Source organism: Acidiphilium multivorum AIU301 (assembly GCF_000202835.1).
In the GTDB taxonomy this organism is placed as follows: domain Bacteria; phylum Pseudomonadota; class Alphaproteobacteria; order Acetobacterales; family Acetobacteraceae; genus Acidiphilium; species Acidiphilium multivorum.
Genome location: NC_015186.1, coordinates 3,709,040 through 3,731,219 on the forward strand (window position 1 = coordinate 3,709,040; position 22,180 = coordinate 3,731,219).

Below are 22,180 nucleotides of genomic sequence, written 5' to 3' on the forward strand. Positions count from 1 at the left end.
TTGGTCGTTAAGCCTGATTGATGGTGTAGCGGAACATCCCGTCTTCGGATGTGCCCACCGTCACGCGGGAAATCATCTCGCCTTCGGCAAGCCTGGCCAGAACCTCGGCCGAGAGTTCGGGCAGCAGCGTGCGGGAGAGGATGTTTTCCACGTTGCGCGCGCCCGAGGCCGATTCCTTGCAGCGTGCGGCAATGGTTTCGACGAGCGCGGGCTCGTAGGTGAATTCGGCCTTGTAGCCCTCGCGCACGCGCTTCGCGATCTTGTTGAGCTGGAGCACCACGATCTGGCGGATCACCTCGTCGGAGAGCGGGAAATAGGGGACGATGGTGACGCGGCCGAGAAAGGCGGGCTTGAAATATTTCAGCAGCTCCGGCCGCAGCGCCTCGGCGAGGGCGGCGGCGTCCGGCGCGGTTTCGGGATCGGCGAAGAGTTTCTCGATCAGGTCGGTGCCGGCATTCGACGTCATGATGATGATGGTGTTCTTGAAGTCGATGTCGCGGCCTTCGCCGTCCTTCATGTTGCCCTTGTCGAACACCTGGAAGAAGACGTCCTGCACGCCGGGATGGGCCTTTTCCATCTCGTCGAGCAGCACCACCGAATAGGGGCGCCGGCGCACCGCCTCGGTCAGCACGCCGCCCTCGCCATAGCCGACATAGCCGGGCGGGCTGCCCATCAGCAGGCTGACCTTATGTTCTTCCTTGAACTCGGTCATGTTGATGGTGGTCATGTTCTGCTCGCCGCCATAGAGCAGGTTGGCGAGGGTAAGCGCCGTTTCGGTCTTGCCGGTGCCGGAGGTGCCGACCATCATGAAGACGCCGATCGGCTTGCGCGGGTCGGTGAGTTTCGCGCGCGAGGTGCGGATCGCCTGGGCGACCGCCTCGAGCGCATGGGGCTGGCCGACGATGCGCTGCTCCATCGCCTCCTTCAGCTTCAGCACCGTGTTGATCTCGTCGGACTGCATGCGCCCGGCGGGAATGCCGGTCCAGCTCTCGACGATCTCGGCGACGGCCTGGCCGTCGACCACCGGGAAGATCAGCGGGTTCTCGCCCTGCGAGGCCTTCAGCGCCGCGGTCTTTTCGGCGAGGCTGGCGCGCAGCGCGTCCTTGTCCTCCGCGTTCGCGTCGTCTTCCAGCCGGGTGCGCAGCTCGGCGATGTCGCCGGCGAGCTGCTTCTCGGTCGCGAAGCGGGCCTCGAGCTCGGCGAGTTCGGCGACCAGCCGCGCACGCTCCTCGATCAGTTCGGCCTCGCGGGCGGCGTGATCGCCGCCGCTGGCCATCTCACGGCGGAGGATGCCGGTTTCGGTGTCGATCAGGTCGATCCGGCGGCGGCGATCCTCGATCGGGGCGGGTTCGGTCGCCTGGCTCATGCCAACGCGGGCGCAGGCCGTGTCGATCAGCGAGATCGCCTTGTCCGGCAGCTGGCGTGAGGGAATATAACGCGCCGACAGCCTGACGGCCTCGCTCACCGCCTCGTCGAGGATGCGGACCTTGTGGTGCTTCTCGAGCGTGCCGACGAGGCCGCGGATCATCGCGGTGGCCATCGCCTCGGACGGCTCCTCGACCTTGACCACCTGGAAGCGGCGGGTCAGCGCGGCATCGCGCTCGAAATATTTCTTGTATTCGGCCCAGGTCGTCGCCGCGATGGTGCGCAGCTCGCCGCGGGCGAGGGCGGGCTTGAGCAGGTTTGCCGCGTCGTTCTGGCCGGCCTGGCCGCCGGCGCCGATCAGCGTGTGCGCCTCGTCGATGAACAGGATGATCGGCTTCGGCGAGGCCTTCACCTCGTCGATCACCGATTTCAGCCGGTTCTCGAACTCGCCCTTCATGCCCGCCCCGGCCTGGAGCAGCGCCATGTCGAGCGTGCGCAGCGTGACGTTCTTCAGCGCCTCCGGCACGTCGCCCTGGGCGATCTTCAGCGCGATGCCCTCGACCACCGCGGTCTTGCCCACACCTGCCTCGCCGGTGAAGATCGGGTTGTTCTGCCGGCGGCGGGTGAGGATGTCGATCGCCTGGCGGATTTCGAAGTCGCGGCCGAGGATCGGGTCGATCCGGCCGGCGCGCGCGCGGGCGGTCAGATCTTCGGTGAACTGGTCCAGCGCCGCCGAGCCGCCGGGACGGGGCGTGCCGTCATCGGTGCCGCCCGTGGCCGGCGCGCCATCGGTCGCGCGGGTCGCGGTCTGCGCCTCGATGGAATTGGCGGTGATGGCGTTGAAGTCGCGCTTCAGTGCGTCCGGCTGGATTTTTGCGAAATGGCTGGAGGCCTCGCGGGCGTGGCGGGCTAGGGTCTCGTCGGCCAGCAGGGCCCAAAGCAGGTGACCCGAGCGCGTGCGGCTCAGCCCGTGTTCGACCGATGCCAGCAGCCAGGCCTGTTTCGCGAGCTCGACGACTTCCGGTGACAGGGCCGGGGCGCGGGCGTTGCCGGTCTTCATCCGGTCGAGCGCGCGGTTGAGATCGATCAAGAAACGACCGATATCGATCTCGTAATGTCGAAGAATAAGCGGAATGTCGGTGTCGGTGCCATCGGCGAGCTTGAGCAGCCAATGTTCGATTTCGACGTTGTAATGGCTTCGCGACAGCGTTAGGCCGGCTGCGGCCTCGAGGCTGCGGCGGCAGTGGTCGTCGAGGCGGGCGATCAGAGATTTGAGATCGATAGCAGCCATGACGCTCCCCGGCATTGTTCGGCACGGCAGGCCGTTGTTTGTGAATATAATCGAATATTTCCCAATCGTATGGTGTATCTGCTGTTGTGTCCAGTTGGGTAAGGGTGCATGTCATCGATTGTATGACCTTTGTCACAGTGGAGCCCCGCGGTCATGTTTCTCGACATCGACGCCTTGCTTGCCCCGATTGAAGGGGATTCGCCGGTCGGGCAGGACTTGCGTGCCGACTACACCGCGGGCTCGATTTACTATCGCTTGCGCGATGCGCGCTCGGACGCGCGCGCCGCCGAGCGCGCGGCGGATTCGGATCCGACGCTCGAGGCCGACGCGGGACAGCATTGGCGCAGCGTGCTGCAACTGGCGCAAACCGCGCTCGGCAAGTCGCACGACCTGGAGGTTGCCGCCTGGATGACCGAGGCGATGGTGCGCGAGAACGGGCTTGCCGGTCTTGCCGAGGGGGCTCGGCTGATGGCGGGCCTTGTCCATGGGTTCTGGGAGGCGCTTTACCCGTTGCCCGACGAGGACGGCATGGAAACGCGCGTCGCGCCCGTGGCCGGCCTGAACGGGACGGGAAGCGATGGCACGCTGATCCAGCCGCTGCGCAAGCTGACGCTGTTCAACGCCGCTGACGGGTCGCCGGTGCCCGTCTTCTTGTATCTCCAGGCGGAGGAGACGGCAGGGCTTGGCGACGAGAAACGCAAGGCGGCGCGGATCGCCGCTGGCGTGCCGGCCTTCGCACAGCTGGAGACACAGGCGCGGGTGGCGGGTACGGGCCATTTCACCGCGCTCGCGCGCGGCGCGGCGGCAGCACTCGAGGCCTGGCAGGCGATGGGGGCGGCCTTCGATGAGGTGGCTGGGTATGACGCACCGCCGACCTCGCGGGTACGGGAGGTGCTCGAGCAGATCATCGCCATTTCACAACGATATGCGCCCGGCGCGCTGGCCGCGCCCGGCGGCGCGGCGGAGAACGCTGACGCAGCCGCCGGAGCGGAGGCGGCCGGAGCCGCCGAGGATGCCGTCGCCGTTGACGGCCCGGCGCCGGCGCAGGCCGCGAAGAAGCCCTATACGCGTGAGGATGCGCTGCGCCAGCTTGGCGAGATCGCCGAATTCTTCCGCCGCACCGAACCGCAATCGCCGATTGCGCTGACCCTCGATGAGGCGATCCGCCGTGCGCGGCTCACCTGGCCGGAACTGATCGAGGATATTCTGGCCGACGCCGGCGTGCGCCAGGCGATGCTGACGGCGCTCGGCATCAAGCCGCCGGCGGACTGACCGGGGCGGTACGGGCGCCGTTCAGCGATTGCCCGGCGCCGATATCTCGGTCACCAACCGGAACGAGGCCGCAATGTCGTCCAACTGGTATTGCGGCTGGAGGTGGATGACGCATCCGAACGAACCTGGCTTTGCCGGCAGTTCGCGTACCTGGACCGATGCGTCGAGCAGGGGGTACCGTGCCCGTGTTTCCGGGCCGGCATCGCGGTTGCTGTTGGTGAAGCGGCGCAGCCAGTCGCCGAGCGTGCGCTCGATTTCGGCTGCGGTGCGAAAGGCGCCCGTCATGTCCCGACCCATGACCTTGAGGAAATGAGCGAAGCGGGAGACGCAGATCATCGTGTTGAACTGAGCGGATAGACGGGCATTGGCATCGGCGGCCTCGGTGTTCGGCCCGCCGAAGCGGCGCGGCATCTGCAGGCTGCGGGCGGCACCAATCACCGTTTCCCCACCGTAGCCAAGAGGCGTTAGCGGCATGAGCCCGGCATCGACCAGACCGCGTTCCTGCCGGTCGGTCAGGGCGATTTCCAGTTCGAACCGGTCAAGCCCGTCATACGGGTCGGCGGAGAAGACAGCTGCGGTACCGGCGGTGAACAGGCCGCCACCCGGCCAGTCCTCGAGATAGCCGCGCATGTCCGCCGGCCATTCATAGGTTGCCATCGCACGGGCAACGACGAACGCCACCGCGTAGCCAGGCGCGAACCAGACCATGTCTTCGCTGTCCTCGATCCGCTCGCAATAGGGAAAGAGGCTGGGGGCGCCTGGTGCGTCAGTCCATGGGGCGCGCGCACGAAGGCGCGGCAGAGCGAGCCCGATGAAGCGCATGTCGTCGCGAAGGCCGAGATTGCGGAAACGGCGATATTCCAGTCCGGTGAACAGACTCGCCGGATCGGCCACGCCCGAAAGTTCCTCCATCCGGTCAACGCCGAAGAGTGTCGGTGAGGCGCTGAAAATCATCGGGGCGAAGGACGCGGCCGCGACAGCGGAAAGCGCCGCCAATGCCGAAACGTCGTCGCTCGGTGAGTCGGCCGATGGGCGATGGCGGATCGTGTAGTCCATCACCAGAAGACCATAGGGCTCACCGCCGGGCGTGCCGAATTCGTCTTCGTAGATGCGGCGGAAGGTCTCGCTCTGGTCGAATTCCGGCGCGCGTTCGAGATCGCGGCAGATTTCGCTCCAGGATGCGTGCAGCACGCGTAGCTTGATGGTCCTGCCCGGTTCGATATGCGAGGCCAGCCAGAACAGCCCGCGCCAGCTGCCTTCGAGCCGGGTCAGGCGCGGATTGTGCAGGATCGTGTCGAGTTGATCCGAGAGAAGGGCATCTATGGCGGCGATGTCCCGATCGATCCGGGCGGCGAGCGCCTTGGGATTGCGGAGAAGATCGAGCGTGGCCGCCTCACCGAACCAGGCTTGCAGCGCCTGGCCCGGCTTCGCCACGAGGAAGGAGGCGAGTTCCGAAGCTGCGCCACCGTGGCGCTCGCCAAAAAAGTGACCGGCGAGAACCGCCTCTCGCAGCATTGCGGAACTCGTTTGCTGGTTCAGGCCTTCTGCGGGATCCGAGCGACCATCCGCATCGAGGTCGTCAGTTCCTCCATCTGCAGCCAGGGACGCAGATAGGCCACCGCGTTGTAGGAGCCGGGCTTACCCGGGATCTCCTTGACCTCGACCTTGGCCTCGCGCAGCGGATATCGGGCCTTCATTTCCTGGCCGGCATCGGGGTTGGCGTTGACATAGTTGCCGATCCAGCGGTTCAGCCAATTCTCGCAGTCCTTCGCCTCCATGAAGGAGCCGATCTTGTCGCGCGCCATCACCTTGAGGAAATGCGCGAAGCGGGAGGAGGCCATGATGTAGGGCAGGCGAGCGGAGATCGCGGCGTTAGCGGTGGCGTCCGGCCGGTCGTATTTCTTCGGCTTCTGCACCGACTGGGCGCCGAAGAACACGGCATAGTCGGTGTTCTTGTAGTGGCAGAGCGGCAGGAAGCCGAGATTGGAAAGCTCGAACTCGCGCCGGTCGGTGATGCCGATTTCGGTCGGGCATTTCGCATCGGTGTCGCCGTCATCGGACTGGAAGACGTGGAAGGGCAGGTTCTCGACCTTGCCGCCGCCCTCGGCGCCGCGGATCGCGACGCAGAAGCCCGAGGAGGCGAAGCTCGCGGTCAGCCGCTCGCCCATCATGTAGGCCGCGTTCATCCAGCAATAGTCGTGATGGTCCATCGGCCGGGCGGCGCCGCTCGCATCGAACGGCGCTTCCTCGTAGTTGAAGCTCTCCACCGGCGAGGTGCTGGCGCCGTAGGGCACGCGGGCGAGGGTGCGCGGCATCACCAGCGAGACGAAGCGCGCATCCTCGGTTTCGCGGAAGCCGCGCCATTTCGCGTATTCGGCGGTGTCGAAGATCTTGGCGAGGTCGCGCGGCTTTGAGAGTTCCGTCCAGTCCTGGAAGCCGAACATGCCCGCACCAGCCGCCGAGATGAACGGCGCGAAGGCCGCCGCAGCGACGTTGGAGACGAGGCGCAGAGTCTCGATGTCGTCCGGATGGTTCGACCATTCGTAGTCGCCGATCAGCGCGCCATAGGGCTCGCCGCCGGGAGTGCCGAACTCGTTCTCGTAGATCTTCTTGAAGAGCTGGCTCTGGTCGAACTCGACGGCCTTGGTGAGATCCTTGTTCAGATCCCGCTTCGACATGTTGATGACCTTGAGCTTGAGCGACGTGCCCGTCTCGGAGTTCATCACCAGGTGATGCAGGCCGCGCCAGCTGCCCTCGAGCTTGAGGAATTTCGCGTCGTGCATGATCGCGTTGAGCTGGCGGGACATCCGCGCGTCGATCGCGGCGATGGCGCGGTCGATCGTGCGGGTGAGGTTCTTGTCGAAGGTGACGGTGCCGGAGAGGGCTTCCTGGACGAGCGTCTTGACGAGTTCCTGGGCATGATCGGGCTCGGTCTGCTTGGTTGCGCCGACGACCTGGTCGAGCAGCGAGACGGCTTCCCCGGTTTGCGTTGCGCCGGCTGCCGCCGTTTCGGATTGGCTCTGTGACATCGGTCAGCCCTCCTTGCCGAGGCCGAGTTCGCCCGAGAGCGATTTCAGTTCGGCTTCATTCTGAAGAACCTGTTCAAGCAGCGACTCAAGTTCTTCCGATCGATCGGCCTTGCTCATCAGGTCGCGCAGCTTGTTGCGCGTCTCCAGCAAGGATTTGAGGGCAGGAACCTGCTCGACGACACGCTCGGGATCGAAATCCTCGATGCTGTTGAATTTCAGGTCAACCGCCATCTGCGTGCCGTCATCGGCCAGGGTGTTGTCCACCTTCAGCTTCAGGCCGGGCGCCATGCGGGCCATGACATCGTTGAAGTTGTCGCGGTCGATCTGGACGAATTTCCGCTCCGACAGCGGCTTCAGCGGCTGCGTCGGGTCGCCGGAGAAATCGCCCATCACGCCCATCACGAATGGCAGTTCGCGTGCGATCTGCGCGCCGTCGGTTTCGACATCGTAGGTAATGTGCACGCGCGGCTTCCGTACGCGGTTGAGTTTCTCGTGGATACTGCCACTCATCGTCCGATCTCCCAAAATAATCACAAAAAGTCGTGAATCAGTCTCATGAGTTCCAAGGGGCGCTGCCGGCACCTGTATTTTTTATAATGGTAGGCCCGGTCTTAACCGATGGTCAACTGGAAACGGATGTAACAGAGTGTGCGCTGGCCATCTAGTGGACTTGCCCGGTCATGAGGTTCACACCGCACGAAAGTGGGTTTTTCGTGTCGCGAGCGTGACGGTGATCACAGGCCGAAGCGCGGGATGTCGCCCGGACGCTTCCATTGCGTGGCATTCCCTGATTGAATAACATCATTCACCATCAGAAAATTCGAGGAGGACAAGACCATGGCGGATGGCGCAGCAAAGAGCGACGATTCCGGCGTGGGCGCGCTGTTCCGTGCCGGGCGCCTCGATGATGCGATCGCGGCTGCAACGGCGAAGGTGAAGTCCAGCCCGTCGGATCTGTCGGCGCGGGTGCTGCTCGCCGAACTCCTTGTCTTCGCCGGCAATATCGAGCGCGCCGATGTCCTGCTCGATGCCGCGGGCCAGCTTGACCCGAGTGCAAGCATCGTTGTTGCCGAATTCCGCCAGCTTCTCCGTGCCGAGACGGCGCGCCGGCAATTGTATCGTGACGGGCGAGTGCCTGAGTTCCTCGGCGGACCGGGCGATGTCGAAACAGCACTTCTGGCGGCCCTGGTCGCGTTGCGTGACGGCGATGCCGAGGCGGCGAGGCGCGCGGCGGAGACAGCCGAGGCCGGACGCGGCGCGCGGGCCGGAACTGCCGACGGGAGCGCCTTCGCGGATTTCCGCGATGCCAGCGACATCTGCGGCGGGATTTTCGAAGTTCTGACCACGACCGGGAAATATTTCTGGATCCCGATTTCGCGCGTGACGGAGGTGACCTTTCATCCGCCGGAGCGGCCGCGCGACCTGATCTGGCGGCGCGCGACGCTTGCGGTGCATGACGGGCCCGATGGCGACGTCTACATGCCGGTGACCTATGCGGCGGGCGATGCGTCGCTCGCCCCCGAATTCCGGCTTGGACGGGCGACGGACTGGATCGAACAGGGCGGCCTTGTGACCGGTGTTGGTCAGCGTGAGTTCCTGGTCGGCGAGGCGGCCGTGCCCGTAATGGAGCTTGGCGAGATCGTGTTCTCCTGATGAGCGGCCCGATCGGCTTCAGCGACCGGGTGCGCGACGCGGGCGCGCGGGTACAACTGTCGCTGCTCGACCGATTGCTGGACGATGAACCCGATCGCGATCGGGATCGGCCGCTGTCCGCCGGCGAAGCGCTCAACATGCTGCGCCGGTCGGTACGCCGCGACCTTGAGGCGCTGTTGAATGCGAAGCGCCGCTGGCGTGCATTGCCGCCGGCGCTGGCAGAGCTGCGCAACTCGATCGCAGGCTACGGACTGCCGGACTATACCGCCGGCAGCATGAGCGCCACAGGCGCGCGCGAGGCGTTCCGCGCGGAAGTCGAACGCACGATCCGCCAGTTCGAGCCGCGATTTGCCCGCGTCTCGGTGACGCTCGTCAAGGCCGAGAACCCATTGGACCCCACGCTCTACATGCGGATCGAGGGGCTGCTGCATGCCGAGCCGGCACCTGAGCCGATCAGTTTCAACACTGTGGTCGACTCAACCTCGGCCGAGATCGAGGTGAAGGGGGAAGGCGGTGTCTGACCGGCTGCTGCCGTATTTCAACCGCGAACTGGTGGCGATCCGCAAGCTGGCCGGCGAGTTCGCGGATGCGCACCCCAAGATCGCCGGCCGCTTGCGGCTTTCGCCCGACGCGATCGACGACCCCCATGTGGCGCGGCTGCTCGACGGCGTCGCCTATCTCTCAGCGAGGGTGCATCAGCGGCTCGACGACGAGTTCCCCGAACTGACCGATGCGCTGCTTTCCGCCCTGTATCCGGGCTTCCTTGCGCCCGTGCCATCGAGCGCGATCGTCCAGTTCACTCCCAAGGCGGATCTGCAGGGCGGAGCGGAGATCGACGCTGGCTTTGCGATCGAGACCGAGCGGGTTCGCGGCCATCCCTGCCGGTTCCGTACCGCCTATCCGGTGACGCTATGGCCGGTGCGGATTGCCCAGGCGCGCCTTTCGGGACAGCCTTTCGTGGCGCCCGCCAATCCGCTCGCCGCCGGCGCTGCCTCGGTTCTGCGGATCGTGGTCGAGACGATGGCGCCGGACATGACCTTCGCGAAGCTGGGGATGGACCGGCTGCGCCTGTTCCTCCGCGGCGGCCCGGCGATTGCGCCGCATCTGCATGAAATGCTCGCCGCGCACGTGATCGGCGTCGCGCTTGCCGAGGCGCCGGGCGATCCGGCGCCGGTGCTGCTCGATCCGGCTTCGGTGCGCCCGGTCGGCTTTGCCGATGACGAGGCGCTGTTGCCCTGGCCGGCGCGCGGCTTCGCCGGATTCCGGCTGCTAACCGAATATTTCGCCTTCTCCGACAAGTTCCGCTTTTTCGACATCGATGGTCTCGATCGGCGCACACTCGTGCTTGATCGGAACAGACTCGAAATCTTCATCTATTTTGATCGCTCGATGACCGAACTGGAACGAGCGTTGGGCACCGAACATCTCGCGCTCGGTTGCACGCCGATGGTCAATATCTTTCCACAGCGCTGCGAACCGATCCGGCTCGACCAGACCGAGACGGAATATCGGGTGATTCCGGATGCCAGGGGGGTTGGTGCCTTCGAGGTGTGGGGAATCACCGCGGTGACCCAAACCGATGCTGCCGGCAACACCGCGCCGTGGTTGCCATTCTATCGCGTCGGGCGGGTCGAGGACAGCGAGGTGGGTGGTCAGTATCTGGAGGCGCGGCGGCCGGCACCGGTCGCGGTGGGCGGTACCGAGACGTTTATCGCGCCGTTCGGCGCCGATTTCGATGCGCATGCGCCGGGCGACAAGGTGCTTTCGGTCGAGGCGATGTGCCTGAACCGCGACCTGCCGGCGGCCCTGCCGTTCGGCGGCGGCCATCCCGTGCTGACGGCATTGTCGCCACATGACGGCATCGCGGGCATCGCCTGTCTGACGCCGCCTGGCGCGACGCTTCGGCCGGACCTCGCCGAACGCGGCGCGTGGCGGCTGATTTCGCACCTGTCGCTCGGCCATCTTTCGGTCGTCGGCGGCGCCGAAGGAGCGGCTGCGTTGCGTGACGTGCTGCGCCTCTACGACCGGGCAGGCACCGCCGAGACGCGCGGTGCGATCGAAGCGCTGGTCGCGGTAACGGCGCGGCCTGGCACGGCCCGGGTGCCGGGTGGCCGGGCAGGCAGTTTCTGCCGCGGGCTTGATATCGCGCTCGAATTCGAGTCGAAAGCGTATCACGACAATGGGCTGTTCCTGCTCGGAGCCGTTCTTGAGCGGTTCCTCGCGCTGCATGGCACGATCAATTCCTTCGTCCGCACCACCCTGCGCTTGCGCGGGCGGATCGATCCGGTGAAGCGCTTTCCGCCCCGCGCCGGCTACCGGACGCTGCTGTGAACCGACCGGCGGACAGCCACCGGCGCCGGCGGACGCCAATCGGCGTGCTCGACCGGCTGACTGCCGAGCCCTGGCACTTTCGTTTCGGCGCTGCGGTCCGGCTGCTTTGGCTGGCCTCGGGGCGAAGCGATCCTGGCGACGCGATACGCTTCACCACCCCACTGTCCCTCGGCCATCCGGCCGCCGAAATCGATGAGGCCGAGGCGCCCGCTCCCGACGAGCCGCGAGGCCGGATTGCGACACGGCTCATCGGCCTGCTGGGCGCATCGAGCCCCTTGCCCCGCTGGTATACCGAACTCGTCGCCGGCGCGAACCGCGCCCGCTCACCGGCGACGGCAGCCTTCTTCGACCTTCTCTCGCAGCGCATCATCTCGGCTTTCGCGGTCGCCGGAACAAAGTATCGCCCGCATCTTGCCGCCGAGGTCGCGCGGCACACCGGGGCAGCGGACCATGGGTCGGCCGATCCGGCCGAGCGCGCGCTGCTTGCGCTGACCGGCTATGGTTCGCCGGACCTGGTCGGCCGGCTGACGGCGGGTCGGGGTTCGATCCTGCATTATGCAGGTTTTTTCGCAACCTGGCCGCGTTCGGCCAGCCGGCTTGAGGCGATGCTGAGCGATTGGCTGGAACGGCCGGTCGAGATCATCGAATTTGCCGGCGCATGGCTCAGGATCGGGCCTGATGAGCAGAGCCGGATGCCGCGTGGCAGGCTTCCCGGCCAGTTCAACCGCCTGGGTATGGACTGCGCCGCCGGCGCCAGGGCCTATGACCAGCAGGCACGTTTCGTTATCCGCATTGGCCCGCTGTCGCGCGCTGCCTTCGCGGCGCTGCTGCCCGACCGGCCGCTGCTGCGCGAGCTTGTGTCGCTGGTGCGGGCGTATGTCGGCATGGAGGTGGATTTTGCCGTGAATCTTGTACTGGATCCTGCTGACGTTCCGTCATTACGGCTTGGCGGCCCCGATGCGCCACGCCTGTCCTGGACCGGGTGGCTGCCCGCACCCGCCGCAGCGATGAGCGGGGGCCGAAAGGCCGATCAGGCGATGTTCGCGGCCGGATCGATCGAGGCCTTGCCGGCGCTCGACCCCGCTTTGGCGCGGAGAGCCGCATGAGTTGGGGCAGCGGATATGTGACCGACATCGCCTATGCCCCCAGCTATTATGTGGAGCAGTCGCCGCGGCTCATGGCCCTCGTGGCGTTGCTGACCGGCCGCGCCGCGCGCATGGCAGCTCCGGATGAGTCCTTTCATTTCCTCGATATCGGGTCGGGACGGGGCTTTACGGCACTCGTCCTTGCCGCGACCAATCCTGGATGGACGGTGACCGGGATTGACTTCAATCCGGGCCATGTCGCTGCGGCGCGCGATCTGGCCGCCCGTGCCGGCATCGGCAATTGCCGTTTCATCGAGGCCGATCTGGCGAGGTTCGATGGCGCCGACCTAGCCCCGGTGGATGCGGCAAGCCTGCATGGTGTCTGGACCTGGGTAGACGATCAGGTGCGCGCGGGGATCGTCCGTCTGCTGGCCGAACGGCTTGTGCCGGGCGGGTTTTGCCATGTCAGCTACAATGTCCAGCCGGGCTGGGGCGGGATGATCGGGTTGCAGCGGCTCATGCGCGAGGCGGGGCGTCGCCTTGCCTTTCGGGCGGACCGGCAGGCGGAGCGCGGTTTCGAGATTGTCCGCCGGCTGGTGGGGCAGGACGGGGAACGCGCCGACGAAAAGGCCCAGGCCATATTGCGCGCGCTAGCCGACAAGCCAGGCGCCTATCTCGCGCACGAATTCATGAATGCGAACTGGCGCCCCTGCTTCCATGCGGATGTCGTCGAGGCGTTCGCGGAGGCGAAGTTCAGCTACGTGGGATCGCCCCATCTGCTGGATAATTTTGTCGAGCTCGTCTTGCCGCCGGTGGCGCTCGATTTGGCGCGGGAGTTCGAAGATCCTGCGATGACCGAGCTGGTCAAGGACCTCACGCTCGGCCGGCCGTTGCGGCACGACATCTATGTTCGCGGCGAAAGGCGTCTTGCAACGGGCGCGCGCGATCAGGCCCTGAAGGATCTCGCGCTTGGGCTTTCGGTGCCAAGTACGCATCGCTCGCTGAAATTTCAGACCGCGTCGGGCGAGGCGACAATGAACGCGTCGTTCTATGAACCTGTGTTTGCCAGGCTGGCGCAAGGCGTCGCGCGGGTCGGCGAACTGCTCGACGTGGCCCGGCCACCCGGTCGCTCGCCTGCGGCCGATAACCCGGCCGAACTCGTCGCCATGCTGGTCGGCACCGGCCAGGCGGTGATGGTTGCGTCACCTGGCCTGCCGATGACCCGCCAGGCGGTTGCGCTGAACGCAGCGATGTTTGCCGAGCAGATCGGGGCTGGCCCGTGGAACCGGAATATCGGGCTGGCGGTGCCCGCGCTGGGCGGTGCGTTCAATCTGCCGGCGGTGGGGGCCTTCGCGGTGCTGCGGCAGCACGACTGGTTGAGCGACGCCACGGTGGGGCAAGCGCTTCCGACGCCGGATCGCGCGACCATCGAAGGTTGGTTGGAGGCGGCGCTGCCTAATCAGGAGCAGGACTTGCGGCAGGCGATGGCCGACGGGGTGGAGGGGTTCCTGCGTAACAGCCGGGCGACGCTGGCGGCGCTCGGCCTGCCCTGCTGAAGTCGCGCTGCGGTCAGTCGTTGGCTGGGTAGAGCGCCATCAGCGCCTTCTGGCGGCGCCAGGCCTGGAACAGCCGACGTACCCCGTAACGTGGCACGCCACGGGCACGCATCGCGGCGCCGATGCGGAACGCCGCGCCATAATGGAAGAACTGCGTCCGATAGGCCTCGACGATCGAGGTTTCCGGGTCCCAGATATGGGTGGCTTCGGACCCGGCGCCGTTGATCTCGATGATGGTGAAGCCCTCGCCGCGGCGCAGCCCGCTGGCCGAGGCGTAGCGCAGGTCGAAGCGGCCGAAATGGAAATCCGGGATGTCGCGCGCGATCGCGTCGATCCGGTCGGTGAGTTCCTGGGTGATGAGATGCCGGCCGTCCTTGAAGGTAGAGCCGCGGCAGTGATTGCCGACGAAGACGAGCCGGACGCGTTCGCCAGCCGCTGGCACGCGCGCTGCTTCGGTGCCGAGTTTGGCGAGCAACAATGACGAAACGGCGTTCAGCCGCGGGTCGGCCTCGATCAGGTCGCGGATGCGGGCGCGGCCATCGCCGGTGACCACGGGGGCGTATTTCAGCGTGATCGAGGTGATGCGGCCGCGGGCGGCGCCGGGCTCGCGGATGTAGAAGATGCCGGCCTCTCCTTCATGCGGGACCAGCGCCTGGATCTGCAGGCGGGTCGCGCGCGGGAATTCGGTGAGATAGCGGGCGAGGGCGGCGCCATCCTCGACGAGGCGCACACCGGCACCGTTGCAGCTCATGTCCGGCTTCACGACCACGGGATAGGCGAGGCCCGCCTCGTTCATCGCGGCCTCGGCCATGGCGAGGTCGCCGCCCGGATGCGCGGGGGTCGTGATGCCGACATGGGGAGCAATCCAGCGCCGGGCCTCGGGGCCGGCGAGATCGAGGATATCATTCTTCGACTCGCCGCAAATTCCGCCGGCTTCGATTCGCGGGTTGGTCAGTGCGGGAAGGGTCACGCTGCGATGACGGATCGTCTGAAACGCCCAGAACAACGCAACCGGGGCATAAAACACGAAGCCCGGCCAATACTCGAAGAACGATACGGGCTTGGCGCCGCTTCGCCCCGCAGGGCCCGCCGAGAGACTCGATGCGGGGGAGACATCGCTCATGAGGCGTCCTTTCCGATCCGGCCAGCATGCCACCGTGCAGCGATCCTGCCTATCATGATCAGGATCAGAACGAAAACCGCCAATCCGGCCCAGCGCCAGGGGCCGAGATAGCGCAGCATCAGCACGCCGAGCTTCAGGCTGATGAAGAAAAGCAGACTCGTCCAGGCCAGCGTCGCGAGGATCGCCGCCGCAACGAAGGCAAGGAAGGGAGCGCGCAGGAAGCCGCAGGTGGTGTAGGTCGGCAGCCGGAGCCCCGGAACGAAACGGCTGACCAGCACGACGGGAATGATCCGGACGCTTACCCAGTCCCGCCCGATGTCGCGTCGGCGCTGCGGCACGAGGCGATGCGCCCAGGGATGCCGTCCCGACAGGCGGCCCAGCCAGTAGAGCCCGATATCGCCGAGCACGATGCCGGCGTAGAGCGAGCCCAGAGCGATCGGCAGCGATACGGCGCCCGCGGCGACCTGCATCGCGGCAAGCAGGGTCGCGGCATCCTCAAGAATAAAGGTGCCGAGGATGATCGTCGTGATCTCGAGCGGAGGACTGCCTGCCGCCGAGCCGAGCAAGGTGCTGAAGTCGGTTAACCACATGAGACATTCACATAAGGGAAACGGAAGATTTTACCAATTCCGGCTTTCGCGGCGGTTGGGCCCCTTCCGGGCGAGGCAAGGCATTCAGCCTTCATGGCCGAAACCGGCGGCTTTTCGCCGGCAATTATCCCCACTGATGAGGGCATGGTCGAGTCCGAGAGAACATAAGGAGATTTTCATTTTTAAACAATAACTTATGAAAATATACTCACAACGTTCCTCAGACTCATCCGATAATTGCGCACAGATTTATCCACAGGGTGTCGAAGGATAGTACACATTTTCGAGGGCGCCGAGCATCGTCGCTCGATCAAGCCCCGGTGGCAGAGGCGGATGAACCCGCACATGCACCGTTCCCGGGTGCTTGCGGATGGCGTTCCGGCCCCAGCACAGTCCCGAGTCGGTCGATATGGGTATCACCGGCAGGCCGGTTGCGCGGGCAATCGCGACGATGCCGGGCTGCAGATGTCCCCTTGTCCCTGGCGCGACACGGGTGCCTTCGGGGAAGATGATGATCTGGCGTCCGGCCGCGGCGGCGGCGCGCACGCGTTCGGTGAGTTCGCGCAAGGCCTTCGCGCCGCCGGCACGGTCAAGCGGGATTTGGCCCGAGGGGATGAGCAGCGGCCCGAGAACCGGCAAGCGGGACAGTTCCTGCTTCATGACGTAGGCGGGCTTGGGCAGGCGCGTGAACCAGATCATCGTGTCGAGCGCAGACTGGTGCTGCGCGGCGAGGATGACCGGTCCGTCCGGAATGTTCTCTAGCCCTTCATAGGCGATCCTGATGCCGCAAAGCACGCGCAGCGCGCCAAGGGCCAGCCGCGCCCAGGCCTGGCCGAAGGGAAGCACTTTCTCGGGAGCAACGCGCAACAGGATGTGCGCCCAGAGTCCGGCGGTAATTCCGGACAGGATGATGAAAGCATGGAACAGCAGCGAGCCGGCCAGAAACATCAGCCGTGGGCCTTGATGCTGTGCGCCGCGATTCCGCCGAGACGGAGCCGCACGACGATGTATTTGCAGAATTCGGTCACGAGGATCTTAAGCATGTGGGGTTGCCCCGGATTGGTCATCGCCGGCGGGCGAACCGGCTCGGGGATCAGTGTCACACCTGGCAAGGCGCGGTGCAGTTCGAGCAGCGCGCGGGGCATGTGGTAGTCTGCGGTCACCACGACGAGCGAGCCGATATGGTGCCGGCTGGCCCAGGCGGCGGTTTCCCGCGCATTGCCCCGCGTGGTGGCGGCGGCGTGGCCAACGGTGATATCGGTGGCCTTGGCGTTCGCGTCGATGCCGTCGCGAGCCGTGAAATCGCCGAGATAGGTCCCGTTGCCGGCGCCCGAGATCAGCAGCCGCGGCGCGGCGCCTGCCATCAGCAATTCCAGGCCAGCCTTTACCCGATCCGCCCCGCCGGTAAGCACGACGATTCCCCCCGCATGTGGCATGGGGTTGATCGGGCGTTCCTCGGCAATATCGCCGAGGAACCAGGCGAAACCGACCAGCCAGAGGACGACCAGCGCGAGCACGGCACGCAACGGCCACCGCCAGAGCCCGAGGCGCCGGCGGGTAGGGCGGCGGCGGCGGCCAAGGCCCATGTCGTCCGAAGCACTCATGTCAGCCGCCTGAGCCAGCCGCGTACGGTCACTTGCGCGGCGATCCAGCCGATCAGCGCGGCGGCAAGTGTGAAGATCACCGGCGTTGCGACCAGCAGCGGCGGCAGCCCCGCCAGCCCGCCGGACCCACCGGCCGAAGGCGGCGCCGCAATGATCAGACCCGCGGCGAGATGGCCGAGCCAGGCCAGCACGGGCGGCGCGGCGAGTCCGCCGATCAGCCCGCCCACCGCTGCGAGGCGCATGGCACGGCCGGCGAACTGGTTGGCGATGTCGGAATCGAGCGCTCCGAGGCCGTGGATGATCTCGATGGCCTCGCGCCGCTGGGCAAGGCCGGCACGCACCGCGACGGCGACAACCGAGGCGGCGACCAGCGCCACGATCACGAGGATCGCCGCGGCGGAGGCGCGGATGCTGGCCGTGAGTTCCGCAAGACGATCGGCCCAGCGCGATCCGGAATCGACCAAAGTGCCCGGTGCGGCTCGGTCCAGCACCGTCGCGATGGATGCGGGGTCGGCAGCGCCGGTTGTGGCATGCACCACGATTATCGCTGGCAGCGCGATGGGCAGGCTGCCGTCGTCGGCGGCCGCCCCAAGCCATGGCTTCAGCAGGCCCGCCAATTCCGTGTCTGACAGCCGGCGTGCATCGGCGAGGCCCGGCATGGCCCTGACCATCTGGAGCACGGCATCCACGCGTGAAGCGCCTGCGGCTGCGGCCGGCGCCGATGGGTTGGAAACCTCGATGGTCATCAGTCCCTGCGCGCCGCTGAGCCAGCGCGTGGCCAGCGTGCCGGCGGCGATGCTGCCGGCCAGCGCCAGCGCCGCGAGGAAGGACATGGCCGCCACCACGAAGGGCAGCAGCCGGTCCGCCATCGCGGCGCGCAGGCCGATCCTGTCGGCGCGCGAGGCATGGCGCCGCCTAGCCATGCCGGGGTGTGCCTAGCCGTGCCATGTCATTCTTCCGTCCTGCAGCTCGATCATCGGCGCCGGGTGGCGGGCGACCAGGCCGAGATTGTGGGTGGCGACGATCACCGTGGTGCCGAGCCGGTTCAGCGAGCGGATGAGATGCATCAGCCGCTCGGCCTGGTCGTCGTCGAGATTGCCGGTGGGTTCGTCGGCAACGAGCAGGGAGGGCTTGGCGATCACCGCGCGGGCGATCGCGACCCGCTGCTGTTCGCCGCCGGACATCTCGTCCGGCCGGTGATCGAGCCGGCCGGACAGGCCGACCCAGCGGAGCAGTTCGGTGACATCGGCGCGGACCTGCGCCTCCTTGCGCCGGGCGAGGCGCAGCGGCAGCGCCACGTTGTCGAACGCGGTGAGGTGCTGGAGCAGGCGGAAATCCTGATACACCACGCCGATCCGCCGGCGCAGCAGCGCGGTGCCCCGCCGGTCGAGCCGGGCGGTGGGGGTGCCGAACAGGTCGATCCGCCCCTCGCTCGGGTGCAGGGCCAGATAGGTCAGCTTGAGAAGGCTGGTCTTACCGGCGCCCGACGGGCCGGTGAGCCAGCGGAACCCGCCTTCCGGGATCTCGAAATCGATGTTCTCGAGCGCGACGGACGCGGTGCCCGCCGACTTGCCATAGCGCAGCCCGACATGGGTGAAGCGGATCATGGTCCTTCAATGCCCCGCCTCCGGGCCGCGATCAACCGGCGCGCAACGATCGCCCGGACGGTTGCGCGGCCGGAGCGAAACTGCCATGAAAATCGTCATGCGCGCCGCCTGTCCGAAATGCGAGGCTGTCTACGAGCTGCCGGCCGAGATGGCGGCGCGGCTACCCGCCGCCGTGCGGTGCGCGACGTGCGGGCATGTCTGGGACCTGTCGCCGGAAGCGGCGGTTGACGAGGCCGGCGCGCCCGCCGCCCCTGATGCGACGGAGGCGGACGCGGCGCCGGTGGGTGACGCTGTCGGCCCCACGGCCGAAGCGACGCCCGGACCGGAGGCGTCCGACCCTGAAGGAGGCGAACCGGAGGGAGGCGAAACGGAGGCGTCGCGGGCGATGTCCCTGCCGGCCCTGCTCGCGGTCCCCGATTCGGCGCTGGTCTCTGCGGCCCGGGCGCCGGCTGAGCCCTGGCCGTCGCTGCGGGTGCAGTGGATGGTTTCGGCCGGGGTGCTGGCGGTGCTTATTCTCCTGCTGTTCGCGCTGCATGGCCCGATCGGCCGCGCCTGGCCGCCCAGCCTGTGGCTCTACGGGCTGTTCGGCCTCGGCTGAGCGGCGCCGGGACTTGACCGCGCGCGCCGGGTGCGGCGAGGTTAGGGCATGATACATCAGGACCTCGCCGATCTTCTCGTCATCGATACCCATGTCGACATTCCCTGGCCGGAGGGGCCGGATTTCCTGAGCGACGGGCCACGCTGCGTCGATCTGCCGAAGGTGCGGCGCGGCGGGGTCGGGGCGGTGTGCTTCGCCGCCTATGTGCCGCAGGGGCGGCGCGATGCCGCCGGCCATGGCGCGGCGAAGGGGCGGGCGCTGGCGATGCTCGATGCGATCGCCGCGATGGGCAACGCACCCGGCGCCGTGCTCGCCACCACTGCCGATGCGATTGCGGCGGCGCATCGCGACGACTGTTTCGCCGTGGTGCCGGTGGTGGAGAACGGAGCGGCGCTGGGCGGCGATCTCGCAACCCTCGATGACTTTGCCGCGCGCGGCGTGCGCTACATGACGATGACCCATAACGGCCACAACGACCTCGCCGATGCCGCGATCCCGCGCGCCGAATTCGGCGATGCGGCGGTGCTGCATGGCGGGCTTTCCGAGCTTGGGCGGGCGGCGGTGGCGCGGATGAACGAGCTCGGCATTCTCGTCGATGTCAGCCATGCCGCGAAATCGACAATGATGCAGGCGGCGCGGCTCTCGCGCACGCCGGTGATCGCCACTCATTCCTGCGCGCGGGCGCTCTGCGACCACCCGCGCAATCTCGACGACGAGCAGCTCGACATGCTGGCCGCGACCGGCGGGCTGATCCAGATCACCATGGTGTCGGCGTTTCTCAAGCGTGGCGCGAAACCCCCGGAGATCGGGGTGGAGGCGATCGCCGACCATGTCGATTACGTGGTCCGCCGGATCGGGGTCGAGCATGTCGGCATCGGCACCGATTTCGATGGCGGCGGCGGCGTCGCCGGCTACATGAACGCGGCGGAAACCCCGGCGCTGACCGCGGAGCTGGTGCGGCGCGGCTACGACCGCGCGGCGCTGGAGAAGATCTGGGGCGGCAATTTTCTCCGCCTGTTGCGCCAGGCGGAGCAGGTGCGGCAGCAGGGCGCGGCGGGACCCGTATCGGTCGCCGGAGCTCCGGCGGCGGCTCGGTAGGGCGCGGCGCCGACCGGGTGGGCCGGTCGGCGCCGCTGACTGAGCCTCAGGCGGGGTTGCCGGCCATCCTGTCCGCCACCAGGCGGGCGAACCGGGCCGGATCGACCGGGGATTCGCCATCCTGGATGCGGGCGAGGTCGAGCAGCAGCGCCGCCCAGTCGTCCATCGCCTCGCCGGCGGCGGCGCGGGAGACGAGCCCCTCGATCAACCGGTGCGCGGGGTTGAGTTCGAGGGCTGGCGGCGGCGCGAAGCTCGGACGGCCGGCGCGGCGCAGCAGGCGTTGCAGGGCGAGGTCGGGCTGCGCCTCGCCGGCGGCGAGGGCTGCCGGACTGTCGGTCAGGCGGGTCGAGGCGCGCACCTCGCCGACCTGCTCGCCGAGGGCGGATTTCAGCGCGTCGATCAGCGCCTTCAGTGGTTCCGGCGTCTCCGCGACGTCGAACATGTCGCGTGCCTGGCCGGCATGGACGAGCTTGTGCCCCTCGTAGGTGCCGAGCCGTTCGGGCCAGAAGAAATCGATCTGGTCGGAGAGCAGCAGCACCTCGTAGCCCTTCGCCCGCAAGCCCTCGATCTGCGGCGAGGCGGCGAGGCGCGCGGGATCCTCGCCGGTGATGTAGTAGATGTCCTTCTGCCCCTCCTGCATCCGCGTGACATAGTCATCGAGCGAGGTCAGCTCCTCGCCATGGGTGCTGCGGAAGCGGGCGAGGGCGGCGATTTCGTTCCGGTGGTCGGCGTCGTCATAGATGCCTTCCTTCAGCATCGGGCCATGCTGCTCGATGAAGCCGCGATAGGTCTCGGCCTCCTTCGCGCGGGTCTTGAGCTCGCCCAGCACACGGTTGACCAGTGCCTTGCGGATGCGGGCGAGGACCGGGGTGGATTGCAGCATCTCGCGCGAGACGTTGAGCGGCAGATCCTCAGTGTCGACCACGCCCTCGACGAAGCGCAGCCAGGTGGGCAGGAGCTTCGCGTCGTCGGTGATGAACATCCGCTTCACGTGCAGGCGGACATGGGATTCGCGGTCGTCCTCGGTCACCGGGAAGGGCGAGCGGCCGGGGATGAAGAGCAGGGCGGAGAATTCGACCGTGCCCTCGGCACTCCAGTGGATCGTCGCCCAGGGCTCGTCGAACATGTGGCCGAGATGGCGGTAGAAATCGGTGTAGTCCTTCTCGGCGATGTCGGCCTTGCGCCGGCGCCAGAGCGCGGTGCCCTCGTTCGCCTTCTGGAACTTGCCGTCGCGCTCGATCTCGACCGGGACGGAGATATGGTCGGCCCATTTGCGCAGGATCGTCTCGAGGCGGACGGGTTCGAGGAATTCGTCGGCATCGGACTTGACGTGGAGCACGATGTCGGTGCCCGGGGTCTCGCGGGTGGCGGCCTCGATGCGGTAGCCGCCGGTGCCCTCGGAGGACCATTTGTGCGCGGCATCGGTGCCGGCGCGGCGGGAGGTCACCTCGACGCGGTCGGCCACCATGAAGGCGGAATAGAAGCCGACGCCGAACTGGCCGATCAGGTTCGGCCGGTCCTCGGGCTTGGCCTCGGCGAGGGACGCGGTGAAGGCCCTGGTGCCGGAGCGGGCGATGGTGCCGAGATGGCTCGCCAGCTCCTCCGCCGTCATGCCGATGCCGTCATCGGCAATGGTGATCGTTCGCGCCGGCTTGTCGATGCTGATGCGGATGGCAGCGCCCTCGGGCAGTGCCAGGCTCTCGTCCGACAGGGCGAGGAAGCGGCGCCGGTCGGTCGCGTCGGCGGCGTTGGCGACGAGTTCGCGGAGAAAGATCTCGCGTTCGGAGTAGAGCGAATGAACCACCAGATCGAGCAGGCGGCCCACTTCGGCGTCGAACGGACGGTCGGTCGCGGTTGCGGTGTTCATCTGAAGTTCCTCTCGGCAAAATCCCTTGCGGGAAGGTCGGATTGCGCCGTGCGAGATAGGGGAGGTGCGTCACTTCTGCAATCACCTGGCGCGGCGGCGCGCCTTGCATTT

General features: G+C 67.0%; 19 protein-coding genes. 8 read left to right on the top strand and 11 right to left on the bottom strand.

Annotated features, from left to right (window positions below; all coding sequences use genetic code 11):
- Nucleotides 1-7: 7 nt before the first annotated feature.
- Nucleotides 8-2,656, bottom strand: coding sequence for a type VI secretion system ATPase TssH (tssH, locus tag ACMV_RS16960; RefSeq protein ID WP_013641186.1), 2,649 nt, complete (start codon nucleotides 2,654-2,656; stop codon nucleotides 8-10).
- Between the two features lie 153 nt (nucleotides 2,657-2,809).
- Here tssH and tssA point away from each other — a divergent pair, with 153 nt between their 5' ends.
- Entirely contained in the window at nucleotides 2,810-3,928 is a 1,119-nt protein-coding gene (gene tssA / locus ACMV_RS16965) for a type VI secretion system protein TssA (RefSeq protein WP_013641187.1), read from the top strand.
- Between the two features lie 21 nt (nucleotides 3,929-3,949).
- Here the strand turns inward: tssA and tssC (ACMV_RS16970) are convergent, their stop codons facing one another.
- From tssC (ACMV_RS16970) to tssB, 3 genes are read right to left on the bottom strand one after another with little or no spacing between them, the layout of a single operon-like run.
- Entirely contained in the window at nucleotides 3,950-5,443 is a 1,494-nt protein-coding gene (tssC, locus tag ACMV_RS16970) for a type VI secretion system contractile sheath large subunit (RefSeq protein WP_013641188.1), read from the bottom strand.
- A 20-nt stretch (nucleotides 5,444-5,463) separates the two neighbouring features.
- Entirely contained in the window at nucleotides 5,464-6,957 is a 1,494-nt protein-coding gene (tssC, locus tag ACMV_RS16975) for a type VI secretion system contractile sheath large subunit (protein ID WP_007422367.1), read from the bottom strand.
- Nucleotides 6,958-6,960: 3 nt separating this feature from the next.
- Nucleotides 6,961-7,539 carry a type VI secretion system contractile sheath small subunit gene (tssB, locus tag ACMV_RS16980; protein WP_419465249.1) on the bottom strand — a complete coding sequence of 193 codons (579 nt, stop codon included), beginning with the start codon at nucleotides 7,537-7,539 and terminating at the stop codon, nucleotides 6,961-6,963.
- A 255-nt stretch (nucleotides 7,540-7,794) separates the two neighbouring features.
- Here tssB and ACMV_RS16985 point away from each other — a divergent pair, with 255 nt between their 5' ends.
- Genes ACMV_RS16985 through ACMV_RS17005 form a run of 5 tightly spaced genes read left to right on the top strand, consistent with a single transcriptional unit; the run spans nucleotide 7,795 to nucleotide 13,582 of the window.
- A complete protein-coding gene (locus ACMV_RS16985) occupies nucleotides 7,795-8,610 on the top strand; it encodes a type VI secretion system accessory protein TagJ (protein WP_012040524.1) in 816 nt (271 codons plus the stop codon).
- Complete coding sequence (gene tssE / locus ACMV_RS16990; protein WP_007422370.1) at nucleotides 8,610-9,131, top strand: type VI secretion system baseplate subunit TssE; 522 nt, start codon at nucleotides 8,610-8,612, stop codon at nucleotides 9,129-9,131. The genes ACMV_RS16985 and tssE overlap by 1 nt, the downstream gene beginning before the upstream one ends.
- Nucleotides 9,124-10,941: a type VI secretion system baseplate subunit TssF gene (gene tssF, locus ACMV_RS16995; protein ID WP_013641189.1), complete on the top strand. Its 1,818-nt coding sequence runs from the start codon at nucleotides 9,124-9,126 to the stop codon at nucleotides 10,939-10,941. Before tssE ends, tssF begins: the two co-directional genes overlap by 8 nt.
- A 44-nt stretch (nucleotides 10,942-10,985) precedes the next feature.
- Nucleotides 10,986-12,047 (top strand): type VI secretion system baseplate subunit TssG, encoded by a 1,062-nt coding sequence (gene tssG, locus ACMV_RS17000; protein WP_007422372.1) that lies wholly within the window; start codon nucleotides 10,986-10,988, stop codon nucleotides 12,045-12,047.
- Nucleotides 12,044-13,582, top strand: coding sequence for a class I SAM-dependent methyltransferase (locus tag ACMV_RS17005; RefSeq protein ID WP_007422373.1), 1,539 nt, complete (start codon nucleotides 12,044-12,046; stop codon nucleotides 13,580-13,582). The genes tssG and ACMV_RS17005 overlap by 4 nt, the downstream gene beginning before the upstream one ends.
- A 13-nt stretch (nucleotides 13,583-13,595) precedes the next feature.
- Here the strand turns inward: ACMV_RS17005 and ACMV_RS17010 are convergent, their stop codons facing one another.
- The 6 genes from ACMV_RS17010 to ftsE form a co-directional block, all read right to left on the bottom strand.
- Nucleotides 13,596-14,705: an ATP-grasp domain-containing protein gene (locus ACMV_RS17010; RefSeq protein WP_007422374.1), complete on the bottom strand. Its 1,110-nt coding sequence runs from the start codon at nucleotides 14,703-14,705 to the stop codon at nucleotides 13,596-13,598.
- Nucleotides 14,702-15,295: a DedA family protein gene (locus tag ACMV_RS17015; protein WP_007422375.1), complete on the bottom strand. Its 594-nt coding sequence runs from the start codon at nucleotides 15,293-15,295 to the stop codon at nucleotides 14,702-14,704. The genes ACMV_RS17010 and ACMV_RS17015 overlap by 4 nt, the downstream gene beginning before the upstream one ends.
- A 249-nt stretch (nucleotides 15,296-15,544) precedes the next feature.
- Nucleotides 15,545-16,243, bottom strand: coding sequence for a lysophospholipid acyltransferase family protein (locus ACMV_RS17020; protein WP_007422376.1), 699 nt, complete (start codon nucleotides 16,241-16,243; stop codon nucleotides 15,545-15,547).
- Nucleotides 16,243-16,899: a YdcF family protein gene (locus ACMV_RS17025; RefSeq protein ID WP_013641190.1), complete on the bottom strand. Its 657-nt coding sequence runs from the start codon at nucleotides 16,897-16,899 to the stop codon at nucleotides 16,243-16,245. Before ACMV_RS17025 ends, ACMV_RS17020 begins: the two co-directional genes overlap by 1 nt.
- Nucleotides 16,896-17,822: a cell division protein FtsX gene (locus tag ACMV_RS17030; protein WP_012040528.1), complete on the bottom strand. Its 927-nt coding sequence runs from the start codon at nucleotides 17,820-17,822 to the stop codon at nucleotides 16,896-16,898. Before ACMV_RS17030 ends, ACMV_RS17025 begins: the two co-directional genes overlap by 4 nt.
- A 12-nt stretch (nucleotides 17,823-17,834) precedes the next feature.
- Nucleotides 17,835-18,506: a cell division ATP-binding protein FtsE gene (gene ftsE / locus ACMV_RS17035; RefSeq protein ID WP_007422379.1), complete on the bottom strand. Its 672-nt coding sequence runs from the start codon at nucleotides 18,504-18,506 to the stop codon at nucleotides 17,835-17,837.
- Nucleotides 18,507-18,591: 85 nt separating this feature from the next.
- Between ftsE and ACMV_RS17040 the strand changes: the two genes are divergently transcribed.
- Together ACMV_RS17040 and ACMV_RS17045 are read left to right on the top strand one after the other, a co-directional pair.
- On the top strand, nucleotides 18,592-19,104 hold the full coding sequence (locus ACMV_RS17040; protein ID WP_231844447.1) for a zinc-ribbon domain-containing protein: 513 nt from the start codon (nucleotides 18,592-18,594) through the stop codon (nucleotides 19,102-19,104).
- A gap of 48 nt (nucleotides 19,105-19,152) precedes the next feature.
- Nucleotides 19,153-20,202, top strand: a complete 1,050-nt coding sequence (locus ACMV_RS17045; protein ID WP_013641192.1) for a dipeptidase — start codon at nucleotides 19,153-19,155, stop codon at nucleotides 20,200-20,202.
- 46 nt (nucleotides 20,203-20,248) lie between these two features.
- On the opposite strand, the gene htpG is transcribed toward ACMV_RS17045, so the two are convergent.
- Nucleotides 20,249-22,069 (bottom strand): molecular chaperone HtpG, encoded by a 1,821-nt coding sequence (gene htpG / locus ACMV_RS17050; protein ID WP_013641193.1) that lies wholly within the window; start codon nucleotides 22,067-22,069, stop codon nucleotides 20,249-20,251.
- Between the last annotated feature and the right edge of the window lie 111 nt (nucleotides 22,070-22,180).